Source organism: Stenotrophomonas sp. 22692 (genome assembly GCF_052045015.1).
In the GTDB taxonomy this organism is placed as follows: Bacteria; Pseudomonadota; Gammaproteobacteria; order Xanthomonadales; family Xanthomonadaceae; genus Stenotrophomonas; species Stenotrophomonas geniculata.
In genome coordinates this window covers 1-14,789 of the sequence record NZ_JBQEMR010000061.1, presented here as the reverse complement: position 1 = coordinate 14,789, position 14,789 = coordinate 1, and the positions used below count along the sequence as shown (strand labels likewise).

General features: G+C 67.0%; 9 protein-coding genes. 7 read left to right on the top strand and 2 right to left on the bottom strand.

Annotated elements, in window-relative coordinates; genetic code table 11:
• Nucleotides 1-394 precede the first annotated feature (394 nt).
• Entirely contained in the window at nt 395-943 is a 549-nt protein-coding gene (locus ACTJJM_RS20595; protein WP_005410730.1) for a Dps family protein, read from the bottom strand.
• Between the two features lie 86 nt (nt 944-1,029).
• On the opposite strand from ACTJJM_RS20595, the gene hrpA reads away from it, so the two are divergent.
• A complete protein-coding gene (hrpA, locus tag ACTJJM_RS20590; RefSeq protein WP_440865937.1) occupies nt 1,030-5,112 on the top strand; it encodes an ATP-dependent RNA helicase HrpA in 4,083 nt (1,360 codons plus the stop codon).
• Between the two features lie 53 nt (nt 5,113-5,165).
• Here the strand turns inward: hrpA and ACTJJM_RS20585 are convergent, their stop codons facing one another.
• Complete coding sequence (locus ACTJJM_RS20585; protein ID WP_010481716.1) at nt 5,166-5,702, bottom strand: hypothetical protein; 537 nt, start codon at nt 5,700-5,702, stop codon at nt 5,166-5,168.
• 130 nt (nt 5,703-5,832) lie between these two features.
• Here ACTJJM_RS20585 and ACTJJM_RS20580 point away from each other — a divergent pair, with 130 nt between their 5' ends.
• From ACTJJM_RS20580 to ACTJJM_RS20555, 6 genes are all read left to right on the top strand, one after another.
• Nucleotides 5,833-7,989 (top strand): RelA/SpoT family protein, encoded by a 2,157-nt coding sequence (locus ACTJJM_RS20580; protein ID WP_019336379.1) that lies wholly within the window; start codon nt 5,833-5,835, stop codon nt 7,987-7,989.
• Between the two features lie 30 nt (nt 7,990-8,019).
• Nucleotides 8,020-9,585 (top strand): hypothetical protein, encoded by a 1,566-nt coding sequence (locus tag ACTJJM_RS20575; RefSeq protein ID WP_049454816.1) that lies wholly within the window; start codon nt 8,020-8,022, stop codon nt 9,583-9,585.
• A 74-nt stretch (nt 9,586-9,659) separates the two neighbouring features.
• On the top strand, nt 9,660-10,643 hold the full coding sequence (locus tag ACTJJM_RS20570) for a glycosyltransferase family 2 protein (RefSeq protein ID WP_049454814.1): 984 nt from the start codon (nt 9,660-9,662) through the stop codon (nt 10,641-10,643).
• Between the two features lie 29 nt (nt 10,644-10,672).
• Entirely contained in the window at nt 10,673-11,593 is a 921-nt protein-coding gene (locus ACTJJM_RS20565) for a glycosyltransferase family 2 protein (protein ID WP_224328387.1), read from the top strand.
• Nucleotides 11,594-11,669: 76 nt separating this feature from the next.
• On the top strand, nt 11,670-14,108 hold the full coding sequence (gene mrcB / locus ACTJJM_RS20560) for a penicillin-binding protein 1B (RefSeq protein WP_049481807.1): 2,439 nt from the start codon (nt 11,670-11,672) through the stop codon (nt 14,106-14,108).
• A complete protein-coding gene (locus ACTJJM_RS20555; protein WP_440865936.1) occupies nt 14,105-14,641 on the top strand; it encodes a hypothetical protein in 537 nt (178 codons plus the stop codon). Before mrcB ends, ACTJJM_RS20555 begins: the two co-directional genes overlap by 4 nt.
• The last annotated feature ends 148 nt before the right edge of the window (nt 14,642-14,789 follow it).

The following is a 14,789-nucleotide window of genomic DNA, read 5'->3' as shown; positions in this document are numbered from 1 at the left end:
CCCCCCCCCCCCCCCCCCCCCCCCCCCCCCCCCCCCCCCCCCCCCCCCCCCCGACAGCTTCCCGGTGACGGTTGGGCCATCCACGCCATGCGTGGATCAAAATCCATCGAAATCGAATATTTCGAGATCGAAACGAAAAGAGCCGAGCATGGCTCGGCTCTACAAGGGCAGGCAGACCGCGGAAATCTGTCAAGGGCGGGGTGGGTCCGGTTGTGGGAGTGTCAGCCGCATGGATGCGGCTGCCAAGCCCCCAAGGACGGGTTTACGGCGTCTCCCGCAACCGGACCCCCCCCGCCAACCCACAGGAAACCAGCTCTTGCTCTTGCTCTGGTAGTTGCTGTTGCTTCGGCCTCTGCGGGTGCAGGGCGCAGCCCTGCCGAACCACTCCCAACCCTTACTGGAGCAGGGAGCGCAGCATCCAGGCGTACTTCTCGTGGGTCTGCAGCCGCTGGGTCATCAGATCCTCGGTCGGGGCATCGTCACCCTTGGCCGCCACCTCCAGCACTTCACGTGCCGTACGGCAGACCGCTTCGTTGGCGACCACCAACTGGCGTACCATTTCACGCCAGTCCGCACTGTCGGTCAGGCCCGGTTCCTCGGCGATCGAGGTCAGCGCAGCGAATTCCCGGTAGGAGCCCGGGGCATTGAAGCCCAGCGCGCGGATGCGCTCGGCCACATCGTCCAGTGCCGCCCACTGCTCGGTGTACTGCGTCTCGAACATGGTGTGCAGCGAGTTGAACATCGACCCGGTCACGTTCCAGTGGAAGTTGTGCGTCTTCAGGTAGAGCGTGAACGCATCGGCCTGGAAGCGCGACAGACCGTCGGCGATCTTCTTGCGGTCGCCCTGGGTGATCCCGATATCGATGTTCGGCGCCGACGGTGCCGCCGCTGCAAGCTTCTGCTTGCCGGTCTTGGCCTTGGTCGTGCTCTTGGTCTTCGCCATGGGGTTCCTCCTTGTGGAATCGTTGGCCTTCACAATAAACCGGTCGTGATGACTGGTCGCTTTCAAAGTTTTGAACGAACCGATTGATGAACTCTATCGATAAAAATCCATCGCCCCGCCTGCGCCAACAGCGCGCCGCCATCGACGGCGCCATGAGCCGCGACCGGGGCCGTTTGCTGGGGATGCTCTCGCGGTGCCAGGCCAAGCCACAGGATGCGGCACTGGCCGCCACCTTCGAGCAGGCCTTGCAGGCGTCGGTGCAGCGCCGGCAGTTGCGGGCGCAGCAGCAGCCGTCCATTACTCTGGACCCGCAGCTGCCGATTGCGCGTGAAGCCGACGCGATCATCAAGCTGATCCGCGACCATCAGGTCGTGGTGATCGCCGGTGAAACCGGCTCGGGCAAGACCACCCAGCTGCCGAAACTGTGCCTGGCCGCAGGCCGTGGCCAGGCCGGCATGATCGGCTGCACCCAGCCGCGACGGATTGCCGCACGCGCGGTGGCCAGCCGCGTGGCGCAGGAACTGCAGAGCGAACTGGGCCAGCTGGTCGGCTACCAGGTGCGCTTCAACGACAAGGTCAGCGAAGACAGCCGCATCAAGTTCATGACCGACGGCATCCTGCTGGCGGAGATCGCCAGCGACCGCTGGTTGTCGAACTACGACACGATCATCGTCGACGAGGCGCACGAACGCAGCCTCAACATCGACTTCCTGCTGGGCTACCTGAAGCAGCTGCTGCGCAAGCGCCCGGACCTGAAGCTGATCGTCACCTCGGCCACCATCGACACCGAACGCTTCGCCCAGCACTTCGACAATGCGCCGGTGATCAGCGTGGAAGGCCGCACCTACCCGGTGGAAGTGCGCTACCGCGCGCTGGAAGGCGAGGGCGAACAGGAGGGCGAGCGCACCGTCAACGACGCCATCGTGTCGGCCATCGACGAGATCACCCGCCTGGATGCGCGCGGCGACGTGCTGATCTTCCTGCCGGGCGAGCGCGAGATCCGCGATGCGCACCAGTCGCTGGAACGGCGCAAGTACCGCAACACCGAGGTGCTGCCGCTGTACGCGCGGCTGTCCAACCAGGACCAGGACCGGGTGTTCAACCCCGGCCCGAACCGGCGCATCGTGCTGGCCACCAACGTGGCGGAAACCTCGCTGACGGTGCCGCGCATCCGCTATGTGGTCGATCCGGGCTTCGCCCGCGTCAAGCGCTACAGCCCGCGCAACAAGCTGGACCGCCTGCACATCGAGCCGATCTCGCAGGCCAGCGCCAACCAGCGCAAGGGCCGCTGCGGGCGTATCGCCGAGGGCATCTGCTACCGCCTGTACGCCGAGTCTGATTTCCAGGCGCGGCCGGAGTTCACCGATCCGGAAATCCGCCGCTCCAGCCTGGCCGGGGTGATCCTGCGCATGCTGCAGCTGGGCCTGGGCCGCATCGAGGAATTCCCGTTCCTGGAAGCACCGGACGAGCGCGCGGTAGCCGATGGCTGGCAGCAGCTGACCGAACTGGGCGCGATCGATGCCGAGCGGCGCATGACCACCATCGGCAAGCAGATGGCACGCCTGCCGGTGGACGTGAAGCTGGCGCGCATGCTGGTCGCTGCGCAGGCTGCCGGTTGCCTGCGGCCGATGCTGGTGATCGCCTCGTTCCTGGGCATCCAGGACCCGCGCGAACGCCCGCCCGAAGCACGCGGTGCGGCCGACAGCGCACATGCGCAGTTCGCCGATGGCCGCTCCGAGTTTGTCGGCGTGCTGCGCCTGTGGGATGGCTACCGGCAGGCCCACGAAGACCTGACCCAGTCCAAACTGCGCGACTGGTGTGGCCGTCATTTCCTCGGCTTCCTGCGCATGCGCGAGTGGCGCGAGCTGCATCGCCAGCTTCGCCTGCTGTGCGAAGAACTGGGCTGGAAGGAAGAGGCCAACGAGGCCTCGATGGCACCGTTGCTGGCCGGCAGCAGTGCGCCGGCACCGGCGCGTGACGACGCCGCGGCGGTGAAAGCCACCCGAGGCCAGCTGCACCGTGCCGCGCGCCTGGCCCGCGAAGGCAAGGCCGAGGCCGCACCGATGCCGGTGGCCGTGCGTGCGCAGAAGGAACAGACGCCAGTTGGCGGCGGTTTCAGTGAACGCGTGCGCGCCGCCGCCTACCAGACCCTGCACCGGGCGCTGGTGGCGGGCCTGCCGACGCAGATCGGCCACCGCACCGAGAAGGGCGATTTCCAGGCACCACGCCAGCGCCGCTTCCTGCCGTTCCCCGGTTCGGCGCTGTCCAAGCGGCCGCCGCCGTGGCTGCTGGTGGCCAACCTGCTGGATACGCAGAAGGTGTGGGGCATGACCCTGGCCGCGATCGAGCCGGACTGGGTGATCGCCGAACTGCCGCACCTGCTGCTGCGCAAGCACTTCGATCCGCACTGGTCGCGCGCGCAGGGCCAGGTGCTGGCGTCCGAGCAGATCAGCCTGTTCGGCCTGGTGCTGGCGCCGAAGAAGCCGGTGCACTACGGCCGCATCGAACCGGGCGAAGCGCATGACATCTTCGTGCGTCAGGCGCTGGTGACCGGCGAGATCAACACCCGCGCCAGCTTCGTGGCCGACAACCAGAAAGTGCTGGAGACCGCCCGCGAGGAAGAAGCCAAGCTGCGCCGCGCCGGCATCGTCGCCGACGAGGACTGGCAGGCGCGCTGGTACCTGGACCGGGTGCCGCCGCAGATCCATTCGGCGGCGGGGCTGGATACCTGGTGGAAGGGGCTGGCGCCGGAACAGCGCAAGACCCTGCACTGGTCGCTGGTCGATCTGTTACCGGGTGAGGGCAGTGAACAGGAGCGCTATCCGAAGTACCTGGCCCTGGGCCAGGCGCGCTTGCCGCTGCACTACCGCTTCGAACCGGGTGCCGACGACGATGGCGTGACCCTGGATGTGCCGCTGCATCTGCTCAATGCCCTGGACCCAGTGCAACTGGGTTGGCTGGCGCCGGGTTTCGTCGCCGACAAGGCCTCTGCATTGATCCGCAGCCTGCCCAAGGCGATGCGCCGCAACTACGTGCCGGCGCCGGACTTCGGCCGCGCGTTCTACGAGGCGTTCCCGCAGCCCAGCGCCGATGCCATCACCGGCGAACTGGCGCGTTTCCTGTCGCGCGCAACCGGCGCGACCGTGACCGCGCTCGATTTCGAGCCCGGTTCGATCGAACCGCACCTGCACATGAACCTGCGGCTGCGCGACGAGCAGGGCAAGGTGCTGGCGACCTCGCGCGATCTGGATGCACTGCGCGCCAAATTCGGCGGTCGTGCCGGCGATGCGTTCGCTGCACGCGCCGGCCGCGAGATGGCGGCCGATGGCCTGCGTACGTTCCCGGCCACGCCGATTCCGCTGCAGGTGACCGGTGAAGCGGGCGTGCCGGCGTATCCGGCATTGCTGGACGAGGGCGACAGCGTGGCGCTGCGCATCTTCGCCGACCGCCAGCAGGCGCTGGAGGCCCATCCGCTCGGCGTGCGCCGCCTGCTGGAAATCGCCTTGGCCGAGAAGGTGAAGCAGGCGCGCAAGCAGCTGCCGGTCGGTGCCAAGACCGGCCTGCTGTATGCCGCGATCGAATCGCAGGAGCGCCTGCGCGGCGACCTGGTCGATGCAGCGATGAACGCGGTGCTGGCCGAGGGCCTGGAAGACATCCGCGATGCGGCGACCTTCGAGCAGCGACGCGAGCATGCGGCCAAGGCCCTGTTCGGTGAGGCGATGTCGCGGCTGAAACTGGCCGAAACCATCCTGGGCCTGGTGGCGGAACTGAAGCCGATGCTGGAAGCACCGTTGATGGGCTGGGCGCGCGGCAACCTGGACGACATGGAAGCGCAGCTGGCCGGCCTGATCCATCCCGGCTTCCTGCGCGACACGCCGGCTGACGCGCTGGCGCAGTATCCGCGCTACCTGAAGGCGATGATCCTGCGCACCGAGCGTGCCAAGCGTGATCCGCCACGTGACCAGGCGCGCATGCTGGAACTGCACCCGTTCCTGGAAGCGCTGGAAGTGGGGGAGCAGCAGGGACTGCGCGAGCGCCCGCAATGGCAGGCGCTGCGCTGGGATCTGGAAGAGCTGCGGGTGTCACTGTTCGCGCAGGAGCTGGGGGCACGCACCGGCATCTCGGCGAAGAAGCTGGCGCAGCGGGTGACCGCATTGCGCCAGGCATGACGTCGTTGCTGTAGAGCCGAGCCCATGCTCGGCTCTACAGCAAGGTCACGGCGTTACTTGGTACGGCGCACCTTCGGCTGGGTGTTCACGCCGTCGACCTTCAGGTACCACACGCCCATCACGCCGGGCTTGATGCTGACGGCGGGGGACTGCTTGCGCACACCGGCCAGGGTGCTTGCATCGGTCTGCTCCCATTCCTGGCCGTTGTCCAGCACGTAGACGCGGCCTTTGCCGAAGCCGCGGAATTCGCCCTGCAGCACGCCGACAATCGGCTCGCTGCTGCCGAAATCGAAGAAGCCGCGATTCTTCACGATCACTTCCTGACGGCCTTCCTCGCGTGCCGATTCCCGTACGGCGGCAACCGCCTGGGTGGTGGCGGCTTCGACCTTGCCCTGCAGCCAGCGGTTCAGCGTGGCCAGTTCCTGCGCACTGAGCTTGTCCAGGCCAGCAGCCTTGAACTCGGCCGGTGACATCTGCTGCTGCAGGTCCCCCTCCACCACACGCTGGGCCAGCGCAGGCGCCGACAAGGACAGCAACAGTGCGGCACAGGCCAGCAGCCGTAGGCGGAAACGCGGGGCGATCGAGGACATGTCGGGACTCTCCTGGGTTTGACCGCGAGTGTAACGGCATGTCTTCATGCCGGGTGATGGTGGCCGCGGTGATTGTCCCTGAACGGCGCCGGCGCTAGTGTAGAGGCCTCTGTCTTGCCTGCTCGATGCTGTGAACCGCGCTTCCGTCCCCGGCCTGGATGCCTTGTTGAACCGTCCCTCGGCAGCCGTGCTGCCTGCTCCGCTGCGCCAGGCCCTGCGCGGGCACTGGGAAGCGCCGGAATGCGACCACCAGATGCGTGCCAGCTGGTCGGTGCTGGGTGACACCCTCGACGCACTGGCGATGCTCTCCGCCGACGAAGGCGCGGTGGTCGCGGCCCTGCTGTTCGACCTGCCGGGCCTGCGGGCGAGCCTGGAACAGCTGCCGCTGGGCAACCACAAGGCCGCGGTGATCGGCCTGCTGGATGGCCAGGACGCCGCCGACCCGGTGTGGGCGCTGCATGCCGGCCGTGAGGCAGGGCGCAACAGCGAGGGCCTGCGCCGCCTGCTGCTGGCGATCATCCGCGACCTGCGCGTGGTGCCCATCCTGCTGGCCCGGCAGCTGGCGCGGATGCGCGCGGCCGACAAGCTGGATGACGAGCAACGCCGCGCGCTGGCACAGCTGACACGCGACATCCACGCGCCATTGGCCAACCGCCTGGGCATCTGGCAGCTGAAGTGGGAGTTGGAGGACCTGGCGTTCCGCCACCTGGAACCGGAGACCTACCGTCGCATTGCGCGGGAGGTGGACGAAACCCGCATCGCCCGCGAGCGTTACGTCGAGAACGTCAAGAAGGTGCTGTCGCGCGAGCTGGTCGCGCAGGGCATCAAGGCCGAGGTCAGCGGCCGTCCAAAGCACATCTACAGCATCTGGCGGAAGATGCAGAAGAAGCGTCTGGCGTTCGACCAGCTGTATGACATCCGTGCGGTGCGCGTGATGGTCGACGACGTCGCCGCCTGCTACGCCGCGCTGGGCGTGGTGCATGCATTGTGGGCGCCGGTGCCGAGCGAGTTCGACGATTACATCGCCCGGCCCAAGGCCAACGACTATCGCTCGCTGCATACCGCCGTGGTCGGCCCGGAAGGGCGCACCATCGAAGTGCAGATCCGTACCCATGAGATGCACTCGCAGGCCGAGCTGGGCGTGGCCGCGCACTGGAAGTACAAGGAAGGTGGCAAGGGCGCGGAGAAGTCCTTCGACCGCAAGATCACCTGGATGCGCCAGCTGCTGGAGCAGGCGCAGGACGGGCAGGGCAATGAGCTGGCCGGGGCGCTCGATGCCGAGCTGACCGAAGACCGGGTCTATGCACTCAGCCCGAAGGATGAGGTGCTGGATCTGCCGCAGGGCGCCACGCCGCTCGATTTCGCCTACCAGGTGCACACCATGGTGGGCCACCGCTGCCGGGGCGCCAAGGTCAACGGTCGCATCGTGCCGCTGACCTATCGCCTGCGCAGCGGCGACCGCGTCGAGATCCTGACCGGCAAGGAGGCCGACCCCCGCCGCGACTGGCTGATGCCGGCCAACGGCTTCCTGGCCAGCAACCGCTCGCGCGAAAAGGTACGCAGCTGGTTCCACAAGCTGGACCGCGCGCGCAACGTGCAGGCCGGGCGCGAACTGCTTGAGCGCGAGCTGAAGCGTCTGGGCCTGCAGCACTCGGACCTGGCGGTGGCGGCGAAGAAGTTCCATGCCGACAGCGTTGACGATCTCTACATCCAGGTGGCGCTGGGCGATACCGGCCCGAACCAGGTCAGCCGTACCCTGCTGGAAGCCGAACGTGCAGCGAGCCAGCCGGCGCCCGCGCCGACCCTGCCGCGGCCGACCGCGCGCCGCGAGAACCTGGGCAAGTCCAAGTTCACCGTGCAGGGCGTGGGCAACCTGCTGGTGCAGCTGGCACGCTGCTGCCAGCCGGTGGCTGGCGAGCCGATTGTCGGCTACCTGACCCGTAGCCGTGGTGTCACCGTGCATCGTGCAGACTGTGCCGCGCTGGCCCGGCTGGCAGCCACCAGCCCGCAGCGCATCCTGCCGGTGGAGTGGGGCCAGGCCGGCGGCGGCTACGAAGTGGACGTGGTGGTCACTGCGGTCGACCGCCGCTGGTTGCTGAAGGACATCACCAACCTGATCGCCCAGGAAGACGCCTACGTGCTCGACATTCACAGTGACAATGTACGCAACAGTGGCCGTGCCCACCTGCGCCTGCGTCTGAAGGTGAGCGACTACGGCCAGCTGTCGACCCTGCTCGGCAAGCTGGATGCGCTGCCCGGCGTGAGCGAGGCGCGTCGCCTCGGCTGAGCTTCACGCTGCCCCGGCTACCCTGCACGCATGGAACGCGAGCCCCCGCATCGCCCGCATGGCGCTGAACACCCTGCGCTGGACCGCGTCCGCCGTGAAGGCCGTTGGTGGTGGCTGCAGGCACGCCACGCGCGCCGGGTGTGGCGCTGGGCGCTGGTCGCGGCGCTGGCGGTGTTCGTGCTGCTGGTGCTGCTGCGCAAGCCATTGGCCGACTGGTTCTGGGATGAGCCGCAGATCGAACAGTTGCTGGCCGAAGGTGACCGCGCGCTTGCCACCGGCCGGTTGAGCGCGGCCGACGGCAGTGGTGCGCGCGAGCGCTACCAGGCCGTGCTGGCGCTGGATGGTGATCGTCCGCAGGCCCGCGAAGGCCTGGCCCGTACCGGCGCCGCGGCCCTGCAGCAGGCCAGCGAAAAACTGCAGGCCAACGACCTCGAGGGCAGCGCGAAGGCGCTGGCACTGGCCCGGGAGCTGCAGGTGCCGCAGGCCGATGCGGACGCCGTGGCTCGCCAGCTGCAGGCCCGGCGCAGTGCAGGCGCCGGCATCGGTGCACTGCTGGCGCAGGCGCGCAACGCCTTTGCAGCGGGCCGGCTGGACGAAGGTGACAGCAGCGCGCTGCCCCTGTTCCAGCGCATCCTGGCATTGCAGCCGGACAATCTGCCGGCGCTGGAAGGTCGCGAGGACGCACTGAGCGATCTGCTGCAGCAGGCCCGCATCCTGGCCGGGCGCGGCGAGCTGGCCGAGGCAGCGACGATACTGCAGCGTGCGCGCCAGTTCGATGCCGGCCACGCCGATCTGCCCGCAAGCCAGGAAGCATTGGCACAGGCTGTCGACCAGCGCCTGCGCCAGGCCCAGCGCGCCTTGCAGCGGCGGCAGCTGGAATCAGCAGCGAAGGGATTCCTCGCCGTGCTGGCAGTGGCGGTTGATGATTCCAGTGCCCAGCGCGGCCGCGAACAGACCTTGCAGGCGGTGCTGGCGCGCAGCCAGAAGCGGGCCGACGACTTCCAGTTCGAGCCGGCGCAGGCCGATTCCGCGCTGGCGGCGGAACTGGGTGCTTCGCCGGCCGCGCAACAGCAGCTCGCGCAACGCCTGCAGCGCGCACAACAGGCGCAGAAGGCGCTGCAGCAGCCGGCGGTCAGCAACACGCAACGCGAACGCCAACTGCGCGACCACCTGCGCAGGATCGAGCGCGCTGAACGTGCCGGGCAATGGATCAGCCCCCCCGGCCACAGTGCGTTCGACGCGTTGCGCGAAGCGCAGTCACTGGCGCCACGCGATGCACGGGTGAAGGCTGCCGCAGCGCGGCTGCTGCCCGCCAGCCGCCGCTGCTTCGACGACAACCTGCGGCAGAACCGCGTGCAGGCCGCAGGTGCCTGCCTGCAGGCCTGGCAGACCCTGTCGCCGACCGCGGCCGGACTTCCCTCGGCGCGCCTGCGCCTGGCCCAGCGCTGGCTGGCGATCGGCAGCGAACGGCTCGGCAACGGCGACCTGGCTTTCGCGGCGCATGCCGCCGGACAGGCCCGTTTGCTGCAGCCGGACCTGGCCGAGCTGCCAGCATTCGAAGACCGCCTGCGCCGCGCAGGCGGTGAATCGCGGTGACGCTGAAGTTGTTGCGATTCGTGTAGGGTCTACGGGTGGGGTATAGTCCAGTCGCTCCGGCCGCTCCTGTGAACATGTCCAGCGTCACAACCACCGTCTCTGTTGCTTTATGTACCTGGCAGGGGGAGCGCTACATTGCCGCCCAGCTGCGCACCGTCGGTGCGCAGACCGTGCTGCCTACGCAAGTAGTGATAGTCGACGACGCCTCAACTGACGGTACATGGGGTGTTCTCGAACAGGAGGTGGCGACCCTGCATGCGAGGGGTATCGAAGTGGTGCTCCGACGGCAGCAGCAGAACGTCGGATACGTCCGCAATTTCGAAAGCGCATTATTACAGTGCAGCGGCGACATCGTCTTTCTGTGCGATCAGGATGACCTCTGGCGCGAGGACAAGATCGAGACCTTCCTAAGGATCTTCGATGCGCGTCCAGGTTTGCGGCTCCTGCACAGCAACGCGCAGTTGGTCGACGCCGAAGGTGTCCCTCTGCGGGCGACTTTGTTTCAGGCCTTGGCCATTGATCGCCAGGACATCAAGCGTGAGCATCGCGGTGAAGGCTTTGAGGTCCTCCTCGGCCGAAACATTGTAACCGGCGCGGTCACAGCGCTGCGCCGCGATCTGATCGCGGAGGCACTGCCAGTGGCTGATGGCTGGATCCACGACGAATGGTTGGCGATGGTGGCAGCAGCCAGCGGTGGACTGGATTGTATTGAGACCATCACCACCGATTACCGGCAGCACGACAGGAACCAGGTGGGGGCGCACAGGCGGGGGGTGCTTGAGCGTGCATTGGGAAGTGCCGTGGTACGTCGCAACTATTTGATGGCGGCATTGCAGCGCCTCTACTCATTGCAGTCGCGCACGCAGCGGGGACGGCCGCCGCTTGATGCTGTGCAGACCGAGATTCTCGAGCAGCGCCTGAAGCATGCACAGGCACGTGCCGGACTTGCTGTGTCGTTGTTCGCACGTTTGCTGCAGGTCTTCAGGGAAGTGGCCAGTGGCCGCTACCATCGCTTTTCAAATGGCTTGCGGTCCGCAGCCAGTGATCTGATGCCATGAGTCCACTGATATTGCAGAAACCCGACTCCGTGTCTGTCTTCGACACCAAACGTGTCTGCGCCGTGATCGTTACCTACAGGCCCAATCCCGTCTTGCTGCGCAATGTGGTTGACAGCGTGCTGCAGCAGGTAGGGCATCTGGTAGTGTTCGACAATGGCAGCAGTGCTGTTGACGTTGCTGAAATGCTGGGAGATCAAGAGGGGATAAGCGTTTTTGCTTCACCAATCAATGTTGGTCTTGGCAGTGCCTTGAATCGAGCCTATGAGCGTGCGCAGGCGCTGGAATTCGACTATGTGCTGCTGATGGACCAAGACAGCATACTGGCACCGGGAATGGTCGTTCTGCTGGGAAACGCACTGGTTGAATTGGCCCGGGATGAGAGTGTGGCGGCTGTCGGTCCGCAGTTCCGGGATTCGCGCAATGGCATGCTTGCTCCGTTCGTGCGCTTTGGATTCCCGTTCAATTTCAAGCTGCGCGGTGGGCCAGGTCAGCGCATCTCTTGTGATTTCCTCATTACATCCGGTTCGCTGATACCAATGAAGGCCTTGCGGGAGATTGGCGCAATGGACGAATCCTTGTTCATTGACAATCTGGACATGGACTGGTGCTTCCGCGCCAAGCGCAGTGGCCATGCCCTGTATGGCATTTGCGATGCGCAGATGACCCACAGCATCGGCGAGGAACTGCTGCCTTCACGTGCAAAACCCGATGGTGTGATCGTGCACAAGCCCTTCCGGCTTTACTACATCATGCGCAATCGGGTCCTGCTCTATGGGCGTGCCTATACGCCCTGGATTTGGATTGCCCAGGATATGCCGCGGTTGCTGCTGAAGCTGATGGGAAACAGCTTATTCCTAGCCCCTCGCTGGGTTCGGTTAAGGTTCATGCTGAAAGGGTTGTGGGATGGAGTTCGAGGCAAGTCGGGGGCGCTACCCCCGGCAGGTCGCTGAACAGGCGGTTTCGAGAAACTGCCTTGGGGAAATGTGCTGGGGTAGACTCCGCTGACGCCATCGCTATGCTTCTCCCGTGCCCCGACGCTACGATTCCGACGACATCGACGATTTCGACGACGACGACCAGCAGGACAACGGCCCGCTGTGGCGGCGTCGCCTGATCACCTGGAGCATGGCTGCGGTCGCGTTGGGATTGGGTTTCCTCATTCCCTATACGCTGTACCTGAACCAGCAGGTGACCCAGCGTTTCGGTGAACTGCGCTGGCAGATCCCGACGCGTGTCTATGCGCGCCCGCTGGTGCTCACCCCCGGCAAGGCGATGGATGCGTCCACGCTGAAGACCGAGCTGGCCGCCTCCGCCTACCGCGATGACGGCCAGGGCAAGGAGCCGGCCACCTATGCGGTGAACGGCGGGCGCTTCGTCATCTCCAGCCGCGGCTACAACGACGTCGATGGCCGGGTTGCCCCGCGCCGGCTCGAGCTGTCGCTGGCCGATGGTGCGGTCGCCTCGCTGCGTGACGCCGACAACCGCAAGGCGTTGAAGGCCGCACGGTTGGACCCGGCCCGCATCGCCACCCTGTACGGCCAGAAGCAGGAAGAACGCCGCCTGATCCGCATGGACGAGGCGCCGGACCTGCTGGTGACCGGCCTGCAGGCGGTGGAGGACAAGGACTTCAACCGCCATCACGGCATCGACCTGTCGGGCATCGCGCGCGCGGTATGGGTGACCATCCGCTCCGGCGGCCAGAGCCGCCAGGGCGCCTCCACGCTGACCCAGCAGTTGGCCCGCAGCGGCCTGCTCGGCATCGGCAAGGAACAAACGGTCACCCGCAAGTTCAACGAAGTGCTGTACGCGCTGATCATGGAAGCGCGCTACGACAAGCGCACCATCTTCGAGGCCTACCTCAACCAGGTGTACCTGGGCCAGCGTGGCAGCCAGGCGATCCATGGCATGTCGTCCGGTGCCGAGTTCTGGTTCGGCCGCGACCTGCAGTCGCTGGAGACCGAGCAGATCGCGCTGCTGATCGGCCTGGTCAAGGGCCCGTCCTTCTACGACCCGCGGCGCAATCCGGAACGCGCGCTGGATCGCCGCAACTTCGTGCTGGGCAAACTGCACGAGGCCACGCTGATCGATGACGCCGAGTACCAACGTGCGTTGAAGGCCCCGCTGGGCGTGCCCAAGACGCCGGGCCTGGTTGCCGCCAACCGCTTCCCGGCCTATGTCGATCTGGTCCGCCGCCAGCTGGGCCATGACTATCCGGAATCGGCGCTGCAGGGCGCGGGCCTGAGCGTGATGACCGGCATGTCGCCGTCCGCGCAGGCCTATGCCGAAGGCGCGGTGACCCGCACCATCAAGTCGCTGGAAAGCAAGCGCCGCCCCGAACTGCAGGCCGGCATGGTGCTGACCGACGTGCACAACGGTGATGTGCTGGCGGTGATCGGCAGCCGTGAGGTGTCCGAGGTCGGCTTCAATCGGGCGATCGAAGCACAGCGTCCGGTCGGCTCGCTGCTCAAGCCGTTCGTCTACCTGCTGGCGCTTGCGCAGCCGGACCGCTACTCGCTGGCCAGCTGGGTCGATGATTCACCGGTGACCGTGCAGCTCGGCCGCGGCCGCAACTGGAATCCCGGCAACGCGGACAACCGCAGCCACGGTACGGTGCGCCTGATCGACGCGCTGGCGCATTCCTACAACCAGGCCACGGTGCGCGTGGGCATGCAGGTCGGCCCCGAGCGCGTGACCCAGCTGATCCACGTACTGGCCGGCATCAAGGCCGAGGCCAACCCGGCGGTGATCCTCGGCTCGACCGACCAGAGCCCGTACGCGATGGCACAGCTGTACCAGTTCCTCGCGTCCGGTGGCGAGATCCAGCCGCTGCATGCGGTGCGTGGCGTGCTCGATCCGCAGGGCAAGCTGCTCAAGCGTTACGACAAGACCCCGGCACCGGCCCAGGAAGGCGACTCGATTGCCGCCAACCTGATCAGTGTCGGCCTGCAGCAGGTGGTTGCCAGCGGCACCGCGCAGCGGCTCAACGCCGATGGCCTCGGCCGCCTGCAGCCGGCCGGCAAGACCGGTACCACCAACGATGGCCGCGACAGCTGGTACGCCGGTTACACCGGCGATCATCTGGCGGTGATCTGGATCGGCAACGACCAGAACGAGCAGGCCGGCCTGTACGGTGCCACCGGCGCGATGCGGGTCTGGTCGGGTATCTTCCAGCGCCTGCCGAGTGCTCCGCTGCGGGTCAGCAACAAGGGCCTGGACTGGCAGTCGGTGGCGCCCACCGGACTCAACAGCACGGATGAAGGCTGCCCGGGCGCGCGTCGTTTCCCGTTCGTGGTGGGCTATGCACCGGCCTATGCACCGTGCGCGCCGGCGGTGTCGCCGGACGCGCAGGGTGCTGAAGGCGAGGGCGGTGGCTGGCGCAGCTGGTTCGGCCTGGACCGCAAGCCGGAAGCGCCTGCCGAACCTGCCGCGGCGCCCGCCGCCGCCACTCCTCCCCCGAGCCGATGATGCCGATGAACATGCGATCCCTGCTGCAGCCCCTGGCCCTGACCGGCCTCAGCCTGGCCCTGGCCGCCTGCGTGACCAGCGCGCCGCCGGTGGTCACGCCGGTCGATACCACTACGCCGGCACAGCGCCTGGCCGCGGTGGATGCGGCCGCAGGTCCGGACGACAAGGAGCTGTCGGTGCAGCCGCTGCGTGATTCGCAGGTGGAAGACCTGCGGGTGACCGCGCAGGCGCAACGCCAGGCGAACGACCTGGCCGGTGCCGCCAGCAGCCTGGACCACGCGCTGGAAATCGTCGCCGGCGACCCGGCGGTACTGCAGGAACGTGCCGAACTGGCACTGCTGCAGGGGCAGTGGGCGCAGGCGGAGACGTTCGCGCGCAAGGCGGTGGATCTGGGCTCGAAGACGGGGCCGCTGTGCCGGCGGCACTGGGCGACGATCGAGCAGTCGCGCCTGGCGCGGGGTGAGAAGGAGAATGCGGTGTCGGCGCATGCGCAGATTGAAGGTTGCACGGTGCTGGGAATCAAGCGGTACTGAATTTTCAGCCAACGGCGCAGCCCCTCGTGGCTGTGGGTTGGTCGCTGAAGCCAGAAGCAAAAGCCGCGCTTGGCCGGGCGGGGTGGGTTCGCGGGGGACGCCGTGAACCCGTCCCTGGGGGCTTGGCCGCGGCATCCATGCCGCGGAC